At 60.2% G+C, this 18,098-nt stretch carries 13 protein-coding genes; 11 read left to right on the forward strand and 2 right to left on the reverse strand.

Annotation, left to right across the window (positions count from 1 at the left end; all coding sequences use genetic code 11):
* Positions 1 to 166 precede the first annotated feature (166 nt).
* From FJ936_RS08290 to FJ936_RS08320, 7 genes are all read left to right on the forward strand, one after another.
* The gene (locus FJ936_RS08290) at positions 167 to 1,876 is read left to right on the forward strand and encodes a calcium-binding protein (protein ID WP_140790199.1); all 1,710 of its coding nucleotides are present in this window, start codon (positions 167 to 169) and stop codon (positions 1,874 to 1,876) included.
* Positions 1,877 to 2,558: 682 nt separating this feature from the next.
* Positions 2,559 to 3,770 (forward strand): glycosyltransferase, encoded by a 1,212-nt coding sequence (locus tag FJ936_RS08295; RefSeq protein WP_140790201.1) that lies wholly within the window; start codon positions 2,559 to 2,561, stop codon positions 3,768 to 3,770.
* A complete protein-coding gene (locus FJ936_RS08300; RefSeq protein ID WP_140715622.1) occupies positions 3,767 to 5,029 on the forward strand; it encodes an O-antigen ligase family protein in 1,263 nt (420 codons plus the stop codon). The genes FJ936_RS08295 and FJ936_RS08300 overlap by 4 nt, the downstream gene beginning before the upstream one ends.
* Complete coding sequence (asnB, locus tag FJ936_RS08305) at positions 5,029 to 7,020, forward strand: asparagine synthase (glutamine-hydrolyzing) (protein WP_140790203.1); 1,992 nt, start codon at positions 5,029 to 5,031, stop codon at positions 7,018 to 7,020. Before FJ936_RS08300 ends, asnB begins: the two co-directional genes overlap by 1 nt.
* Before the next feature lies 1 nt (position 7,021).
* Positions 7,022 to 9,256: an exopolysaccharide transport family protein gene (locus tag FJ936_RS08310; RefSeq protein WP_140790205.1), complete on the forward strand. Its 2,235-nt coding sequence runs from the start codon at positions 7,022 to 7,024 to the stop codon at positions 9,254 to 9,256.
* A gap of 34 nt (positions 9,257 to 9,290) precedes the next feature.
* A complete protein-coding gene (locus FJ936_RS08315; protein WP_015316387.1) occupies positions 9,291 to 10,598 on the forward strand; it encodes a lipopolysaccharide biosynthesis protein in 1,308 nt (435 codons plus the stop codon).
* A 1-nt stretch (position 10,599) separates the two neighbouring features.
* On the forward strand, positions 10,600 to 11,661 hold the full coding sequence (locus FJ936_RS08320; RefSeq protein ID WP_140790207.1) for a glycosyltransferase family 2 protein: 1,062 nt from the start codon (positions 10,600 to 10,602) through the stop codon (positions 11,659 to 11,661).
* A 131-nt stretch (positions 11,662 to 11,792) separates the two neighbouring features.
* On the opposite strand, the gene FJ936_RS08325 is transcribed toward FJ936_RS08320, so the two are convergent.
* A complete protein-coding gene (locus FJ936_RS08325) occupies positions 11,793 to 12,494 on the reverse strand; it encodes a helix-turn-helix transcriptional regulator (RefSeq protein ID WP_246680430.1) in 702 nt (233 codons plus the stop codon).
* A gap of 183 nt (positions 12,495 to 12,677) precedes the next feature.
* On the opposite strand from FJ936_RS08325, the gene FJ936_RS08330 reads away from it, so the two are divergent.
* The gene (locus FJ936_RS08330; RefSeq protein WP_140790209.1) at positions 12,678 to 14,417 is read left to right on the forward strand and encodes a PAS domain S-box protein; all 1,740 of its coding nucleotides are present in this window, start codon (positions 12,678 to 12,680) and stop codon (positions 14,415 to 14,417) included.
* A 1-nt stretch (position 14,418) separates the two neighbouring features.
* Here FJ936_RS08330 and FJ936_RS08335 read toward each other — a convergent pair whose 3' ends face one another.
* Positions 14,419 to 15,090 (reverse strand): response regulator transcription factor, encoded by a 672-nt coding sequence (locus FJ936_RS08335; RefSeq protein WP_015316391.1) that lies wholly within the window; start codon positions 15,088 to 15,090, stop codon positions 14,419 to 14,421.
* A gap of 421 nt (positions 15,091 to 15,511) precedes the next feature.
* On the opposite strand from FJ936_RS08335, the gene FJ936_RS08340 reads away from it, so the two are divergent.
* The 3 genes from FJ936_RS08340 to FJ936_RS08350 are packed head-to-tail and all read left to right on the forward strand — an operon-like array spanning position 15,512 to position 18,075.
* Positions 15,512 to 16,234, forward strand: a complete 723-nt coding sequence (locus FJ936_RS08340) for an NDP-sugar synthase (RefSeq protein WP_015316392.1) — start codon at positions 15,512 to 15,514, stop codon at positions 16,232 to 16,234.
* A 33-nt stretch (positions 16,235 to 16,267) separates the two neighbouring features.
* Positions 16,268 to 17,404: a DegT/DnrJ/EryC1/StrS aminotransferase family protein gene (locus FJ936_RS08345; RefSeq protein ID WP_140790211.1), complete on the forward strand. Its 1,137-nt coding sequence runs from the start codon at positions 16,268 to 16,270 to the stop codon at positions 17,402 to 17,404.
* A complete protein-coding gene (locus tag FJ936_RS08350) occupies positions 17,401 to 18,075 on the forward strand; it encodes a sugar transferase (protein ID WP_015316394.1) in 675 nt (224 codons plus the stop codon). The genes FJ936_RS08345 and FJ936_RS08350 overlap by 4 nt, the downstream gene beginning before the upstream one ends.
* The last annotated feature ends 23 nt before the right edge of the window (positions 18,076 to 18,098 follow it).

The raw sequence follows: 18,098 nt of genomic DNA on the forward strand, positions 1-18,098 counted from the left end.
TGCAAGCCACTGACTTTACACTAAATTGCACCGACCCGTTGATGTGGCCATCCCCACAGCGATCAAAAACTTCGTTCAAAGATGTTGGTATGTGATTTTCATCTAATGTAGTTTTCGGTCTAACCCCCATCCAGGGCGGGGTGTTGCCAAACAAGAAGGAAAACGCATGGCGACTCTCCATTATGCATCAGGCGGTTCGGCTGCCGAAGTTGCGGGCGCCGGATTTAACCTGGCGGACGTTCAGTATCTTTCGCAGGTCAATGAGCTGCCCAGCGGAATGAAGGGGCTTGTCTATCTAAGCGCTCATGACGGGGTGACCTCGTCGTTCATCGAAAAAGTCACGCCCTTCCTCAACAATCCAAAAGTGTTTGGATTTTTCCTGATGGACGAGCCGGATCCTACCGGCAGATGGGGCACCTACGCGAGTGCGGCAAATCTGAAGGCTGAATCCGACTGGATCCATTCCCATTTCCCGGGCGCCAAGACCTTCATCACCATGATGAATATGGGGTCGTCCACCAACCCGGACTTTTCCAACACCTATAATCCCGCCAACACCGGGATCGACTACTATGGACTGGACCCATACCCGGTTCGCACGGGGATAAGCAGCGTCGACTACAACATGATCGACAGAGCCGTGGCCGCGGCCGTGAAATCAGGCATTCCGGCTGACAAGATCGTTCCTGTATATCAGACATTTGGCGGCGGCGGTTGGCAGACGGACACCGGCGGCAAGCACGTCATGCCGACGTCGACCCAAATGCAAACGATGATCGATCACTGGGCAAAGCTGGTTCCGTCCCCAGCCTTCGACTATGCGTATGCCTGGGGTTCTCAGAATGGCGACACCGCCCTGGAGAACTCCCCTGAGTTGCAGGCCGTTTTTCGCCAGCACAACCTCGCCAGCCCTAGTCCTTCGACACCGCCTCCGAGTTCCGAGCCGACAACGCCTACGCCCACCACGCCGACTGTCCCCGATCCCACGCAGTCGACCCATCACATCTTCCATGGCGGCCCTGGCGCGGACGTATTTCATTCGACCAGCGGGGACGACGTTTACTATGTCAACAATGCACATGATAAGGTGATGGAGGCATCAGGCGGCGGCTTCGACAAGGTGGTCGCCTCGGTCAGCTACGCATTGTCTGCTGGTTCGCATGTCGAGCAACTCTCGACCGACAAGACGGGCGGCACACATACGATCAACTTGACGGGCAACGAGTTCGGCCAGGCGATCAATGGCAATTACGGCGCCAACAAGATCGATGGTCGAGGCGGCGCCGATACAATGAAAGGCTATGGCGGCGACGACACCTATTTTGTCGACAATGTGCATGACAAGGTGGTGGAGCAGCCAGGCAACGGCAAGGACGCGGTGTTCGCCTCGGTGAGCTATGCTCTCTCGGCGGGCTCATCCGTCGAGAAACTTGCGACCACGCAGGCTTCGGGAACGGGGCAAATCAACCTGACCGGCAACGAGTTTGCCCAGACGATCCAAGGAAATGCCGGCGCCAACAAGATCAATGGCGGGGGTGGTTCCGATACGCTGACGGGCTTTGGCGGCAAGGACGTCTTCGTGTTCAACACCGCGCTTGGCTCTGGAAATATCGACAAGATAACCGACTTCAAGGTTTCCCAGGACAAGATCCAACTTGATCACAGCGTATTCACCGGACTCCAGCAGGGCGCCCTTTCGGCCGCGAACTTCCACATCGGCAAAGGTGCGCATGATGGAAGCGACCACGTCATCTATAACAGTTCGACCGGCGCGCTCTCTTTCGACAGTGACGGTATCGGCGGCCATGCTCAGACGCAGTTTGCGACCGTTGCTCCGCATCTCTCAATTGGCGCGAGCTCCTTTTTCGTGGTTTGACGCGCGCAGTTGTGCTTCCGGCAGGAGCTGAGCGCTCCTGCCGGTCGGCTTCTCCGTTCGCCGTCGAGTTGAGCGCGCACGCCGCTTTTTGGGCTAAAAACGGCTGCCGTCCGAGGCATTGCGGGAACATTCTGCCTTGATCGTGGTTTGGTGCCATCGCGCAGGGGATGGATGACGTGCCAAGCTACGAAGTCGAGGAGATTTTCGCCGGCCAAGTCGTGGTGACCCACAAGGTAGTCGCACCAACTCCGTTTCGAGCAGCCAAGCTCGCGACAAACCGGGAAATCACGCTTCGTGCTTCCGAGGCCCGCTGGATCCGGGTATTCGAGCAAGACGGCCGCCGCCGAGCCTATGAATATACGTTCTCGGATCGACCTCAACCCACCTCAACGAGCAATCTTGATAGTCCGATCACCCGTTCGCGATAAACGCGCATTCGCGCGGCCAGCCCGATAGTGCACGGTGTCTCGATCCAAACAGTCCAGCCCGCGGTCTGATCCTTGCGCCGTTAGCGCGCAAGCACGGTCCTAGTTGCGTCATTCGAACGGACGAGGACAACGGCCAGCCCTGCCCGTAGCCTGAATTGCTGGTGTAAATCGCAACGAAATCGGGCCATGGGAAACGATCCAAGTTTGAGCCGCTTATGGGAGCCGAAGGCCCGCTGGATTTCGGGAGCGGCACGATGAACCCGCACCTGGTTTGCATCGGCGGCGAGGATCACGCCCTGAGGATCTCGTTTCTGATGGAACTCCGCGAGCGGGGTTTTCGGGTCACCGCAGTCTCGACGGGCGATGAAGCTCTGTTTTTACGGCACGGCATTCCGCACCGCCGCTACGAGTTCAATCGCTTTGCCAATGGCAGCGGCAAAGCCGGGACGATCAGGACATTGCGAAGGTTGTTGCGGGAACTCCGCCCCGACATCGTCCAAAGCTTCGATACGAAACCCAATTTGCTAACCCCGCTGGCGGTGCGGGGAGAAGTCCCGGTCGTCCGCACGATCAACGGCTTGGGCTGGACCTTCTCATCGCTGGAGCCGCGAGCCTTGGCCATGCGGCCCGCCTTCTGCGGTCTGCAGTGGGTTGCTTCCTTCTGGACTGCTGCCACGGTTTTCCAAAATCGCGACGACCAAGCCTTTTTTGAGCGCTATCGGCTGATCCCACGCGGCGGCGGACGCCTTATTCAGGGGTCGGGCATCGACGTCAATGCATTCGCGGTGGCAAGACGTCTTGCCTCATCACCAGCGGCAATGCGGCGGGAATTCGGACTGGAATCGGCCGAGATCGTCATTTTTGTCGGCCGGCTCACCCGCCTTAAGGGCATTCCGACCCTTCTCGAGGCGATTCCGCACATTCTCTCCAAAAGACCTCATGCGCGTTTCGTGCTCGTTGGCCCACGGGAATCGGAAGGACCATTCGCCGTCGAAAAGTCCGAAATCCAACGATTTGCTTCTCATGTAACCGTGCTGGGCAAACGGCATGATGTCCCCAGTCTGCTTGGCATGGCTGATTTGTTCGCCTTCCCAACACAATATCGGGAGGGCGTTCCGCGCGTCTTGCTGGAAGCCGGACTCGCTGGATTGCCGATAGTCGCATCGCGAATGCCCGGTTGCAGCGACGTCGTGGAAGATGGGTGGAACGGTTATCTGGTCACGCCGCGCGATGCTCGCGCCCTTGCGGACCGGATAGTCGACATACTGTCGGACCGCACCTTGGGAGCGGCCATGGGGCAGCGCTCCGCCTCGCTTGTCAGGGAGCGTTTTGCCCTGCCGGGCATCGTCGACCAGTACTGCGATGTCTATAAGAGCAATCTCAGGACCAAATCTCGCGGCTTGCTTGCTCCATCGCCTCTGGAGAGCGGCATTGCGAACCGCCGGTTGGACGGGGCGCGGCAATGATGCGCGACGCGTTGCTTGCCGGCGGTGTCATCCTGTCAGCCGCGTCGCAGCTCTCCGTCCCCGGCATGCCATTCGGCTATGGCGAACTGCTCCTGGCGCTTTGGATCATGCTGTCGGCCGGACGAATGTTGGTCGGCGGGCGCGTCGAAGCGACACCAGCCTTCGCGCAACTCGCGACTTTTTGGCTGCTCCTCTCTCTCGCATTGGGGATCGGCACGATCGTCGGCTACTTGACCACCCTGCTTTACCCGACAGGGTTGTTGCACGACACAATGGCCTACGTGCTGTTGGCCAGCATCACTTGCCTGGCGAGTGTGGAGCCCGACGCGGGGCGTCGTCTTCGGCGCAGCGGTTGGTGGACAATCGTGTTCGCCGACGCAATATTTGCCATCCAACTCGCCATCGCGTGGGGCTGGCTCCATCAGCCCGGCGTCGATCCGTGGTATTGGGACCGCTTTCGCGGCTGGTCTGAAAATCCGAACCAGCTCGCGCTCTATTGCGCGCTTCTTGGTCCGCTGGCGCTGCACCTTGCAACCACTACTCGCAATCGGTGGGGTCAGGTCCTTGCGCTCTCAAGCCTAGTGTTCATCTTTTTTGTCGGCCGCCTGACCAGGAGCGATGCCTATCTCTACACCACGATTGTAAGCGGCGTCGCCTTCCTCGGGTTGCGGTTGAAGGCATGGTTGGCATCCGATGGCAATCGAACCAGCCTGCCCAGGCAGATCGCACTTCTGCTGATGGTCGGCGCTGTCCCCTTGGTGATAGCGATGACCCCCTATCTTCTTAGCGAGGAAAGCTTTGCGGCGAATTTTGCCAAGAGCCTCACCAAGGACGGAGGCGGCGAGGCCACGGCTGAAACATTCGAGCTTCGGGTTTATCTGTGGGATGAGGCGCTTCAGAAGGGGCTGCAATCGGCATCGCTCGGCCTCGGTCCTGGCCCCCACCTGGAGCGCCCGCCGACGGCCGACATGCAATTTCTGGAGCGGCCGTTCGAAGCGCACAATACGGTTCTCGACCTCTATCTGCAGGGCGGGCTGGTCGCGGTCATCGCCTTGCTGTGGATCGTTGGATCGGCGGCCATGTCCGCCTGGCGCGCTCGCTACGACGCGCTTTTGGTGCTCGTGGCGTCCGCAGCCGTGTTCAGCATACCGCACCTCATCATTCGTCATCCGATCGTGTGGTTTGCATTGACCTTCTGCCTCGTCGCGGGACCGCCAAGCGTTTTCCGGCGCGAGCTTGAGCCTTCAGAGGTGATGTGATGTGCGGGATAGCCGGGATACTTCTCGCGTCCAATGCTGGCGACCCCAAGTCGCTCGATCAGATCGGGCAAATGATGATGGCGCTTCGTCACCGCGGTCCGGATGGCGAAGGACTCTGGACGGACCGCGAAGCAGGCATTGCCTTGGGCCACAGGCGGCTGGCGATCGTCGATCTGTCGGAAATGGGGCAACAGCCCATGCTGTCCACAAGCGGTCGGTATGCGATCACCTTCAACGGCGAGATATATAATTTCCGTGACCTGCGTCTCGAGCTTGAAGGCGTCGGTCACCATTTCCGCGGCACCAGCGACACCGAAGTCATGTTGTGTGCGATCGAGAGCTGGGGCCTCGAGGCCGCACTCCAGCGTTTTGCTGGCATGTTCGCGTTCGCCTTGTGGGACCTGAAGACGAGGACCCTCCATCTCGCCCGGGATCGATTGGGCAAAAAGCCCCTCTACGTCGCTTCAGCCAGGCATGCGCTGGTCTTTGCTTCCGAACTGAAAGCAATCAGCCGCTTTTCGGGCTACTCTCCGGAGATCGATCTGGATGCCGCCACCGCAATGCTTTCCAAGGGTTGGGTCCCGGATCAGAGTTGCATCTGGCGAGGTGTCTTCAAGCTGCCACCCGGCTCGGTCCTGACCCTCACGGCCGCGACTGTGGCGGAGGGGCGCGGCGGCGCATCCCTTTCGCAGGGCGCAAGTCGCTGGTGGTCGCTGGCCGAAGTCGCCAAGAACGGGCGAGAACACCAGATCGCCGGCAGTGACGACGATTTGACCAATGAACTGGATGATCTGCTCCGGCTTGCCGTTCGCGAGCGCATGATCGCCGACGTTCCGTTGGGCGGTTTCCTGTCGGGAGGCGTCGACAGCTCTACCGTTGCAGCCTTGATGCAGGCTCAATCTCCAAATCCCGTGCGCACTTTCACCATCGCCTTCGCGGAGAGCGGCTTTGACGAGGCCCCTTACGCCGCCGAGGTAGCGCGCCATCTGGGCACCGACCACACGGAACTACACCTTTCGGCCGCCGCCGCGCGTGACGTGATCCCCGAACTGCCAACGGTGTGGGATGAGCCATTCGCCGACGAATCGCAGATACCGACTCTGCTGGTGGCGCGGCTGGCCCGCCAGCACGTGACCGTGGCGCTGTCGGGGGACGGCGGAGACGAGTGCTTTGCAGGCTATGGCCGCCACTTCATGGCGGACCGGCTGAAACGGTACCAAGGTCTACCCGCAAGTGCACGACGAACGGTGGCGGCCGGCGCAGGGATGCTGTCCAGGGCGGCTCGTCACGATTTCATTGGCAACCTGCCACTTCCGTCGCATGTGCGGCATGCGCTGCGCAGCGATCGGCTCACTCGCTTCGCCTGGCTTCTCGCCGCGAAGGATGAAGACGAGCTGCACAGGCGGCTGACGGGATCATCGGCCGAAAACCTCACCCGGCACGAGACTCCTGCATCCATAGTCTCTGCACCGCGGCTCGACGGGCTGTTGTCTCGCCTCCTGTACGACGACATGTCCGGTTACCTCGCTGGTGACATTCTCGTCAAACTGGATCGAGCCAGCATGGCCAACAGCCTTGAGGCGCGTTGTCCCCTGCTGGACCACCGCGCCGTCGAATTCGCTTGGCGCCTTCCGGCTGCCATGAAGGTTCGCAACGGCAGAGGCAAGTGGATCCTTCGAAATGTGCTGCGTCGTTATCTTCCGCAACGGCTGATCGACCGGCCGAAGCAGGGCTTCGACGTGCCGATCGCGGCTTGGCTGCGGGGCCCGTTGCGCAGCTGGGCCACCGATATTCTGTCCGATGTTCGCAACCAGGGCGAAGGCTTGCTGGACAGCACAAAGGTGGACGCCTGCTGGCGCGATCACGTTGCAGGACAGGACCACTCCCGTGAACTGTGGTCGGTGCTGATGTTTCAAGCCTGGTGCAACGAGGCCAAGCGGCAGGCGTCGGCATCGAACTCATCCCGTGAACTCGATCTGGCAGGAGTATGAAATGGCGGGTTCCGCAGTCAGCCGAATTGAATTGCCACGAGCCACCCCGGTGGCTGCCCCGGCTCCTGAAAGCAGGGCCCGCGTACGGCCTCCCAGAAGCGCCCCGAATTCAGCAACCCCGTCTCGCCAACTGCTGGTGACATTGGCGAGCAGGAAATGGATCATTCTGCTCTTCGCGGTTGTCGGCGGCATCTTGGCGGCCTTGGCGGGAATAACCCGCCCTACCATGTACGAAGCCACCAGCCAGCTTATCATAGACGCTCCTGCCAGGGCGGCCCTTCCCGCCAGCCCGGGCTCAGCGCAGGACATGATCGATTCAAGCATTGACGACCACATCACGATGCTCTCGTCGGAGAGTCACCTTCGTCGAGTCGCCGCAGCGCTGCGTCAACCGAGCGCGGCCAACGCGACCGCACAACCGCAAGCCGGGAAGGGAAGCTCCAGCCAGGGGCCAACGCCCGCCGATCCGCCGACATCGCACTCTTTCGCTGGCGATCTGCTGAAGCGCCTTTGGCCGCGGGATGTTGTATCCACCAATGCGCCGCAAGCAGCAGAGGCCGCCGAGATGAAAGCGCTGCGCAAAGGGGTAAGGGTCGGACAAGAGCTCCGGTCCCGGGTCATCTCCGTCGGCTTCTCGGACGATGACCCGGCGCGCGCGGCGCTGGTGGCCAATACATTCACCAAGATCTATGTCGACGACCTCGCGCAGAAAAGTCAGGCGTCGAACATGCAGGAACTTGACGCCGTCGTCGCCAGTTTGCCCAAACTGCAGAATGAACTGGTGGATGCGTCCAATCGGCTCGAGGAGTATCGGCTGAGCCATGGCGCGGTCGATCAAGGCTCGGCTGACAAGGTGGCCGGGGAGAGGGCGGATCTCAGCCAACAGATATCGATGTCCAAAGCGGATCTGGCGGCGCTGGAGTCCCGGCTCCAGCGTATCCAGGAGCTTCGAAAGCAGGGCGCGCCGGCCGCGACCCTGGCCGAGGCCGCCGGCACGCAGGAGTTGGCCGACTTTTCGGCTCGCGTGGCCAGGGCGCCAGCGGACAAGGATCTGGCCAATGCCTTTTCCGTCGCGATCGAAAAGGCAATCGCTGATATCGTCGCTGAAGCGGACATCTATCGTGCCCAGGTCGAGGCTCTGGTAAATCGAATGCGTGTGCTCGATGCGGTCGCGGCCGACACGGCCAACCGGCTCGCCGGTTTGCGGGCGCTCGAACCTCAAGTCAGCCTCCTGACGCAACGCTACAACGAACTTCTCGGCCGCCAGCAGGACCTGAAGCGGCGCATCGGAGCTCCGTCCGCCGGGGTCTCGGTCCTTTCCGTTGCATGGCCGCCGACAATTCCGCAGACATTGCCGCCGGTTTTTCTGGTTCCACCGGGAATGATTGCGTTCGGCCTCCTTGGCGCCGTTTTGGTTCTCATGCGAAATCGCTTCGATCGCACCTTGCGCGGTGAAGCGGAGGCGGAAGCCGTGCTCAGGATACCGTGCGTGGGGCTCGTGCCCGAACCGGGCAGGATGCACGCCAAACAGTTGCGTGACCTGGTTTTGGGCCAGCCCAAGTCGGCCTACAGCCGTGCGGTGACGTCGCTGCTGGTCGCAGCCGCGCCAAATCAGGCAAGGGGTCGTGCTCCGCACACGATCCTGCTCACGCCAAGCGTCCGGGCTGACGGAGCGACCGAGCTTGCGTGGGGCCTGGCCTTGGCGGCCACCCGACTGGGCAATCGTGTTCTTCTGGTGGATCTCCAGCGGGCGGGCTCCCAACTTACGCCCGAGTTTCTGCGCCAGTTCAACGGACCCAAGGCTCGTCATTCCTTCGCGGATTACATCAGCAGTCGTTGTACCTTGGATGACGCGGTCGCCAGCATTCCCGAAATTGGCATCGACCTGACGACCATGGCACCTGCAGAAGATCTTTTGGCTCTCCTGGCGCGTGTCGACACCGCCAAGTGCAGGGAAGATTTGCACTCGGCGTACAGCCTCGTCATCATAAACGGGCCATCGGGGCTGGCTGGGCCAGAAGCCATGTTCCTCAAGAGCTGGGCGGACGCGGTTCTCGTTACCGTTCGCTGGGCAAGAACCTCGCGGCATGTCGCGCGCGGGGTGGTGGAGCAGCTCCTGAGCGACGGAACGCTCTCGGTTCCGGTGGCGAGCGTCCTCACCCGGGTGAACCTCACCCGGTACGGCAGATATCGGTTTGGCGACAGTGCCGATCTTTTGCGCGAGAGGATCTCATGAATTCGAACGGCATCGGCCGTGAGCAAGGCTCGCCATGATCCGACTTCCTCAAAGCCCGATCGGCAAGGTCCTTCGAGCGGCCGGTGGCGTGTCGGCCATGGCAATTGCCGGTCAGCTCATTCTTGTCGCGACCATTCCGGTGTTGGCCAGGCTCTATTCTCCTGCTGATTTCGGCTTGTTCACGATCTATCTTTCGACCGTGAACATACTGGGGGCGGTTGCAGCACTGCGCTTTGAGGCTTCGCTGTACGGCGTCAAGAGCGACGCGCAGGCATACGTCACGGTTAAGCTCATTCTTTTGGCCGTGTCGGCAACCGGCGTTCTTGCCTTGACGGCGGGGGTTATGTTGTCGAGCACCGTTCCGGTCCGCGCTGTTGACCTTGTGTGGCTGGTTCCGATCGGCATGGCAGGCGCAGGTCTTGTGGAGACCATGAATTGCTGGAGCCTGCGTGCCGGCCTGCTGCGCGACTTCGCGCTCGGCCGCTTGATCTTGCCCGCGACGATGGCGTTGTTGCAGCTGATGTTCGGCATCGTCCATCTCGGAGGAGAGGCGATGGTGCACGCTCACATTCTCAGCCAATTCATCTTCATTGGATTCCTTGGCGTTCGGATTTTCCGCTGGGAGGACGTGTGCGGTATTGCCCGCGCGCCGTGGCAAACGGTCTTTGAAAAGGCCAGGCGCGAATACAAATTTCCACTGTTCGACATCCCGGCAACGGTCGCAAGTTTCGCCATCAACAACCTTCCGGCGATACTCGTCGGCTCGATGTTCGGGACCGCCTATGCTGGCTATCTGGGCGTCGCGTCGCGGCTCGTCACCGGCCCCGTCACACTCATTGCCACGCCGCTCAGCAATGTCTTTGTCGCCGAAGCCAATAAGGGCGGCGGCCGCAGGCATCTGCTCGGCCTCGCACGAGGCCTGCTGATCCTTGCCGGCGGACTCACTTCACTGCCCATTCTGGCTCTTGGCCTCGCCGCACCGCAGCTCGTCGTACCCCTATTGGGACGGCCATGGCTGCCCGCCGCCGAAATCATGACGGCGCTGGCGTTCATGGGCGCGGTGCAAGCTTTGTCGACGCCGCTTCAGGATGTGCCGGCTCTCCTGCGACGGCAGGAGGTGCGCCTGGTCGTCGATGCCGTAAGGACGGTGCTCGTGTTTGGTCCGCTTCTAGCCGGCGCCAGAGCTGGCTGGGAACCTCTCACTGTCATTTATCTCATGGCTGCCGGCGGCGCCGGGGGTTTCTTCATCAAGACGGCAGCCTCTCTCTATCTGTTGAAGCAAAGTGTTCAACCGGACGAGACGTCGCCTCGCAGCCGGTGCATCGCCTTGGAGGAAAGATAACATGACGCAGATGGACAGTCGCGACGCCCTTCCTTCCGCAGCCCTGCCAACAGGGGTCGGACCTTCGCAAGATGAGGGGTCGGCGGAGTTGGTGACACTGCGGCCGTTCATTTCAGTGGCCATCCCGACCTTTCGCAGGCCAGATACCATTCGAAGGACAATCGACAGCATCCTCCAGCAGGATTTTGCGAATTGGGAACTGGTGGTTAGCGACGACGAGGGGCAAGGAGGGCTGTCCTGGAGGATCGTCGACGAATATGCGCGTGCCGACGGTCGCATTCGGATTGTCGAGAACGGCAGGGGGCGAGGCCAGGTCGAGAATACCAACAACGCCATGCTCGCTTGCACCGGCACCTGGATCAAGTTGCTGCATGACGACGACTGGCTCGCGCCCGGCGCGCTCAAGCGATTTGCCGAGGTGTCCAAGGAGCATCCCTCGGCCGCATTCATGACCTGTGCAGCCAATATCGTGGAAGACGGCAGGATCATGCTCCGCTCGACGCCATCGGAGGAAAACCGCGTTTCAGTCTATTCGAGCCAGCAATGCCTCAGGGATCTTTACCTTGTCCGGACGACGAGGAGCCTCGGCATCATCCCCTCGACACTGTTGATCAACAGCAAGGTTCTTCAGGCTGGATGCCGAATGCGTGCACACAAATCGATCCCCGCCGGCGTTGACCAACTGTTCTTCGTGGACCTGGCCGGTCACGGAGACATGGTTGCGATCAATGAGGGTCTGATTTTTTACGACGCGACGAACCATCCGAGCATCACCACATCGAAGAGCTACACGGAAGTGGACGAAGTTACGCTTGCGGTTAAGCAGCTTAATTGGCAGCTGCTCGAAAACAGAAGGAATCTTCCTGACCCTGAGAGCCTCTTGCGAGCATTGCGGGTTGCACGCGTACCCGCCAGATTTCATCACCAGTCCTTGCCCGTGACTATCCGCGACACGTTGCAAATTCTTCGCCCATCAGTGATGAAGATCGCAAGCCAGTACCTCGTGGAATACCTGTTCAGGATCCGCCCGGTACTAGGGCCTTGGTATACCCGAAGACAGTGACGGAGCTGACCCGTTCAGGCCGCGCACGGGACGCGGCACGCGCCGAACCGATTTATGGAGCACGGATTCACGACAGCCGCCCCTGCGGTGGCCGCAAGGCTGGACACGATCATCCCCGAATGTTCAGGGAACTAGGGCAACACCGAGACGCGTGCGAGAAGGGTGACCAATTCTGCCTGACGCCTGGTTTCAGTTTTGGCGAACAGTGATGCGAGCTGGGTTCGGATGGTCGTCCGGCTGAGCGCACAGCTTTCAGCGATTTCCAACGGGGTGTAGCCCTTTGCCAGCCGCACCGCCAGATGTGTCTCGGCTCCGGTCAAACCGAACATTCGCTGCAGGGTTTGAGGGTTGGGCGCCGATTTCGTCTCTCGGTCCAACAGGGCGACGACGATCGTGTTGTCCGCTGCGAAGAGGCCGCGCTCGTTGATGACAACGGGGCGATCTCCGCTGCTGCGGACCACAATCCATGCAAACGATCCGGGGTTGAGGTGGCACGGCACGTTCGCGATCAGGCTTCTGAGCGCGCCCGAAAGGCCGTCGGCGTTGTTCACCTGACTGCCATAACCGCTGAGAATGACGCGCGCGGTGGCGTTCCACTTGAGGACTTTCTTGGTTTCGCTCAGCACGAGACATCCGTAGCCAAGGCGATCAAGCATACCCGGGAAAGAATGCAGCGGCGGCTGGTCACCCTCGGTGGCGGCAGCAGGCCTTTCAATCTGCCGGTCGGAGCTTTGGGCATGGCGCAAGGGAGACGGCCTGCTGCCAGGCCCCATGGCCGCCATCGCTCGTTGCGCTTGGAAAACGGTACTTCTCGGCCGTTCGACCAGGTTCATTGTCGTCACCACTTTCCGGTTTTGCTGCCAGATCGGTGCAGCGCATGGGCTAAGTGTTGGAACTTTCTTCTGATGATTCTGATAGGCTGACATTTCGGCGCGCGAAAGCGAGCAGCAGCACTAGGTCCGATAACCAAAGGCTCTAAGCCGCATTGGCTAAGCCAAAAGTTGTAGGTAGTCAGCATGAGATTGCGGATCGTCGGTCCCGTACTGTCGGACAGACTGCGACAACATCTGGTTTCGTCGGCCGTCCTGCTGGCTACCCTTTTTATCGAGATGAAATCGTCGCTGACAGGTGGTGGCAGTGCGGCCTTTCTGGAATGTGTGCCGGCGATTGTCATCATCGCCTTCCTGGAGGACCGCTGGCCTGCGATGGCTGCCACGTTTGCCATGGTGGCTGTCGGCTTGGCAGTTCGCCTGGCGGCGAACGGTCAGTTGGTCGGAGATGATCTTTCCGGGGCCATTCTCCTCGCCTTGTCCGGCGGGATGATCGCCTTTCTTTTCCATCGTTCAAGGCAGGAGTTGAGGAGCGCGCTCGATGTCGCCGAGACCAGGCTTACCGCCATCGAAACGACCGAAGCGCGATATCGCTGGGCTTTCGAGCGGGCCGCCTTGGGGTTTGCGACGGCAAATGACGGTGGTGAGCTGCTGCAGGTCAACATGTGTATGTGCAGTATGTCCGGCTACGCACCGGAAGAGCTCGTCGGCCAGCATATCGAAACGCTCGTTCATCCTGACGAACGCGATCTGTTCGCCAGGCTTGGACGTGGTCTAAGCGCGGAGGCGCCGTCGTTTGGCTTGGAAATGCGCTTGAGAAGGAAGGATGGCACTGTTTTCTGGGCTCGCGTGACGCTCTCTTGGTCTGGTCCGGAGAAACAACTGCCGATGGGCATATTTGTCGTCTTCGAGGATATCACTGAACGCAGGGCTGCAAGCGAAGCGCTCTTGAGCCAAAAGGAATGGCTGGACCTTGCGCTGCTCGCCGGAAGGCTTGGCACATGGCGCGTGGACTACAAGGAGAGAATTGTCTCCGGTTCAGATCAATTTTGGGAAATTCTTGGTTTGCCGCCAGCCGCTTCCCGTCCTCTGGACGAGCTGTCGGCGATCATTCATACGGCGGACTGGCCAAAACTCGGGGCCCATTCAGAATTCATCGCGGCAACCGCCAACTACGACGCAGAGGTTCGAGTTCGGCGGTCGGACGGACAGTTCCGCTGGATTGCCCTGCGCGGCCGTGAGGACATCCGCGATGGCTATCATCAGCGGTTCGGGATCGCGGCTGACCTTACCGAGCGGCGGCAGACGACACTGTTGCGGGCCGCGGTGAGAAGACAGGAGCGGCTTATACTTGAACAGCGGCACCGGCTCAGTAATCTGTTTGCCGTGATCACGGCTGTCGTGAAAATGATCCCTGCTTCAGGCCAGGATATTTCCAAGTACAGGGGAGATCTTTTAGAGCGAATTCGGGCGCTCGAATCCACGCACCTGCTGTTGATCAACAATGCAGAGTTATCATCTACGATCCGCGATATTGTCGCACATGCGCTTCGCCCCTACGCGGAGGCACACAGAGCAACGATCACAGGGCCTCATGTCAGAATCGTCGGAGGCGCTGCGGAAAGCTTCGCGATGGTCGTCCACGAACTCACGACAAATTCGGTCAAGCACGGGGTGCTCGGGAACTCCCAAGGCCAGGTGGAGGTAAGGTGGGGCGTCGCACCCGAGGGCTCGGACGGCGACATCGTGTTCGACTGGATCGAACGAGGCGGCCGAAATGCCAAGCCTGTCCTGCGGAAAGGTTTTGGGTCGATTGTCCTTGGCGCCGATGGAACGCCCTTGGTCGGTCACTCTTCGAAACTGGAAATGTCGGCTGGTGGATTGCGATATCAGCTACGCCTATCCCAGGGCGAGATTCAGCCTTAACTTAGATCGTTCCAAGCCATGTCCTCATCAAAACAGCGACCTCGGTGCGGTTTCGGACTCCCAGTTCACGCAAGATTGCGGCGGCATGGATCTTCGTCGTGGCCTCGGCGATGTCGAGATCGCGGGCGATCTCCTTGTTCGAATAACCTTCGGCCATAAGCTTGAGCACGTCCTTTTGCCTTGACGTGAGCCTTCCCAGAGAACCTGGGCTGGCCAAGGCCTGGTGCGAAGCCTCCACGGGAGATCTATGCGTCTGAGGCGCGGCTGCGCCAGAGCTTCGCGACAGGAGGGCTGGTACATAGATGCGGCCTGACAAGATCTCTTTGACAGCCAGCACCACCTCCTCATCCGGCTGCGACTTCACGATGTAGCCGTGGAGGCCAACTGAAAGGGCCAACAAAATTTCCGATCGTGAATCGTTTCCTGACACAATCGCAAACCTGCTTTTGGGATAGGCGGCGAGAACGTCGCCGAGCACTTCCTGGGTGAGCAGCCCGGGCATGTTCAGGTCCAGGATCGCAAGATCAATTGTTTCGTGTTCGGCCAGGAGCCCAACCACGGCATCAAAACAGGTCGCCTCGATTATTTCGGCTCCAGGGATTCCGGCTGTCAGCGCCATGCGCAAGCCACGTCGATAAAGGCCATGATCATCGGCTATGACGATCTTGTACATAGAAACCCCCACGCACAAACAACCCGCACTACCTGGCCGCGCCTTGCAGGAGCGCCGGTACGTCCAGAAAGGTGGACCCCGACGTCCTACAACCCCGTCCTGCTAATTACCGTACGCTAATGTAGCTCGGTTTTAGGAAAATGTTTACCTTCAATCGCAATTCAAGTGGGACCTTGGTCTGTTGCGCGTCTCGACCACGCCCGTCAGGTCCGCGGGATATGTTTCGTCCCCTACGGTTCCGGGATCAGAGAAATTCGCCCGTGCCATTCAAACGCACGACGACAGTATCCCGGTTGGCTCCCTAATCTCTCGCAGGTTCGGACAACTGAAACCCTGCTGCGCGAGGCGGTTCGCCGTCTTGGCTCCGGATGCAGTTTCAGCCGTCAAGGCCAACTCTGGCCATGTGCGTAGGGAGGATCGAATGAAAGCGGTAATTCAATGCGGTGGCATGGGAACGCGCCTTCGGCCATTTACATCGGTTTTGCCGAAGCCGCTGATGCCAATTGGCGCGCGGCCAGTCCTCGAGTTGCTGCTGAAATGGCTGCGGCGTAGCGGAATCGAAGACGTCTACGTCACCACCGGCTATCTCGGGCACCTGATCCGGAGCGTGTGCGGTGACGGCTCGCAGTGGAATCTGAGGATCCGCTACACGCAGGAAATGGAACCGCTCGGAACGATCGGCCCGCTTTCCTTGATCAGAGACGAATTGAATGAGCCGTTCATTGTCCTGAACGGCGATGTGCTGACCGACCTGAGCATCAGCCGGTTTACCGCAGCGCACCGCCTGCACAAGGACTCCGTCACGATAGCGACTTCGCTGCGGCTTACCAAGATGGATTTCGGTGTGATCGACGAGGTTGACAACACCGTCCAGGTCTTCCGCGAGAAGCCTGCGCTGTCGCATCTGGTAAGCATGGGCATCTACTGCATGAACCCGGACGTCCTCGACTTCATCCCATCCGGGATACCGTTTGGGTTCGACGACCTCATGCTGCAGATGCTCCAGGCCGGACGCGTCGTGCATGTCTACAAGCACGAAGGTCTTTGGCTCGACATCGGACGCGTCGAGGACTTCCAGAACGCGCAGACAGTTTCCTGGGAAGAGCAGTCGGCGTCCATCGAAGTGGCCGCCGCGGCAGCGTAACGGCCAGGCGCGAGGATCATCGAGGAGGTGACGATGCTCTTGGTAAGTTCCCCGGTCCTGGGAGTGCCAGAAAAAGCGGCTTTGGCGAAAGTGATCGACAGCGGTTGGCTGACGATGGGTGAACGGGTCCGGGCTTTCGAAGAGGCGTTTGCCTTGATGCACGAGGCAGAGGACTGCGTAGCGGTTAGTTCCTGCACCGCAGCCCTTCATCTTATCCTTCACGGATTGGGGATTGGTCCGGGCGACGAGGTGCTGGTTCCTTCGCTGACCTTCGTGGCTACCGCGAACGCAGTGCTCTATGTCGGCGCCACTCCTGTCTTTGTCGACATAGAATCGGCAGACGTCCCTCTGATGTCGCTCAAAGAAGCAGAAGCACGCTGCAGCCCTCGCACCAGGGCCGTGATCCTGGTTCATTTCGCCGGCTATCTTGCCGACAAGGACGCCTGGCAAGCATTCGCCAGCGCACGCGGGCTCTCGATCATCGAGGATGCGGCACATGCTCCCGGCCTAAAAGCGGTTGGCACCTTTGGTGCGGGCGCCGCCTTCAGCTTCTACGGCAACAAGAACATGACGACGGCGGAGGGCGGGGCCGTAATTGCCCGGGACCCCCAACTGCTGGACAGGATTCGCCAGGCTCGCGCGCACGGCATGACCACCGGAACACGCCAGCGACTGAACAGCCGCACCGCGCATTACGATGTGACCATGCTCGGCTTCAACTACCGAATGGACGAAATGCGGGCCGCGATCGGCTTGGTTCAACTCCAGAACCTGCAGGAGTGGAACGAGATACGGCGCATTCTTGTCGTGTTGTACCGGCGCCTTATCGCGTTGCGTTGCCCGGCAATCACAATACCCTTCGAAGAACCGCGAGCCTCGGCTTACCACATCATGCCGATCCTCTTGCCGCGCTACGTCAATAGGCAGCATGTCGTCGATGAGCTGCGGGCGCAGGACATACAAACCACGGTCCATTACCCGCCCGTTCATCAGATGACCCTCTACCGTGAGCTTTACCCGGGTACCCGACTGCCGCGCACCGAGGATTTCGCGGAACGAGAGTTGACCATTCCGCTGCATCCTCAGATTACCGCGCCCGCGGTTGAAGCCGTGGTGGACGTCCTGGCGACCGCGCTCAATAGCGGCATCCACGCGGGAACCGCCGCATGAACGCGTTTGATCTGTCCATCCACCCGCCCGTCGTGTCAGGCGTGAGCCATGGTTTTAGCAGACGGGCGATGGATGTCGTGGCCGCATCCTTGGCCGCGATCGTTTTCGCGCCGCTGATGTTGCTGATTGCATTTGCGCTATTTCTCGAGGGCGGACGCCCCGTGCTTTTCCGGCAGCCTCGCATCGGTGCAGGGGGGCGCATGTTTCATATCTATAAGTTCCGCAAATTCGAGGTTCTGTGTGATCCTCAGGGCCCTGCGTTGACCAGCATAGGCGACCGCCGGCTGACGAAGATCGGGCGCATTTTGGCCAGCACCAAACTGGATGAGTTGCCGCAACTCTGGAATGTGCTCAGAGGCGACATGGCCATCGTCGGGCCACGGCCGGAAAGCCTCGCCTTTGCTGACTGCTTCCATGGCGGCTTCGAGGCGGTCCTAAGATATAAACCCGGCTTGGTCGGCCCGACGCAAGTTCTTTTCCGTCACGAAGCCTCTCTCTACCCGGTCTCAGGAGACCTGTCGTCCTTCTACAGGGAGGCGCTGTTTCCGATCAAAGCCAAGTTCGATCTTTCCTATTATCCCCGACGAACCATCGCTTCGGATGTTGTGTGGATGATCCTCGGTTTTCTGGCGGTAATCGGCTGGGTGCCTGTCGGGCTACTCAGGCGTTGAAGGCTGTTTCTGTGTGCGCGCTC

The organism is Mesorhizobium sp. B2-4-13 (genome assembly GCF_006658535.1).
Taxonomy (GTDB): Bacteria; Pseudomonadota; Alphaproteobacteria; order Rhizobiales; family Rhizobiaceae; genus Mesorhizobium; species Mesorhizobium australicum.

Coding starts and splice junctions, on each gene's coding strand:
- FJ936_RS08330 (WP_140790209.1), top strand. CDS start 12,678: ATGAGATTGCGGATCGTCGGTCCCGTACTGTCGGACAGACTGCGACAA.
- FJ936_RS08310 (WP_140790205.1), top strand. CDS start 7,022: ATGGCGGGTTCCGCAGTCAGCCGAATTGAATTGCCACGAGCCACCCCG.
- FJ936_RS08325 (WP_246680430.1), bottom strand. CDS start 12,494: ATGAACCTGGTCGAACGGCCGAGAAGTACCGTTTTCCAAGCGCAACGA.
- FJ936_RS08345 (WP_140790211.1), top strand. CDS start 16,268: ATGCTCTTGGTAAGTTCCCCGGTCCTGGGAGTGCCAGAAAAAGCGGCT.
- FJ936_RS08335 (WP_015316391.1), bottom strand. CDS start 15,090: ATGTACAAGATCGTCATAGCCGATGATCATGGCCTTTATCGACGTGGC.
- FJ936_RS08320 (WP_140790207.1), top strand. CDS start 10,600: ATGACGCAGATGGACAGTCGCGACGCCCTTCCTTCCGCAGCCCTGCCA.
- FJ936_RS08290 (WP_140790199.1), top strand. CDS start 167: ATGGCGACTCTCCATTATGCATCAGGCGGTTCGGCTGCCGAAGTTGCG.
- FJ936_RS08350 (WP_015316394.1), top strand. CDS start 17,401: ATGAACGCGTTTGATCTGTCCATCCACCCGCCCGTCGTGTCAGGCGTG.
- FJ936_RS08295 (WP_140790201.1), top strand. CDS start 2,559: ATGAACCCGCACCTGGTTTGCATCGGCGGCGAGGATCACGCCCTGAGG.
- FJ936_RS08300 (WP_140715622.1), top strand. CDS start 3,767: ATGATGCGCGACGCGTTGCTTGCCGGCGGTGTCATCCTGTCAGCCGCG.
- FJ936_RS08340 (WP_015316392.1), top strand. CDS start 15,512: ATGAAAGCGGTAATTCAATGCGGTGGCATGGGAACGCGCCTTCGGCCA.
- asnB (WP_140790203.1), top strand. CDS start 5,029: ATGTGCGGGATAGCCGGGATACTTCTCGCGTCCAATGCTGGCGACCCC.
- FJ936_RS08315 (WP_015316387.1), top strand. CDS start 9,291: ATGATCCGACTTCCTCAAAGCCCGATCGGCAAGGTCCTTCGAGCGGCC.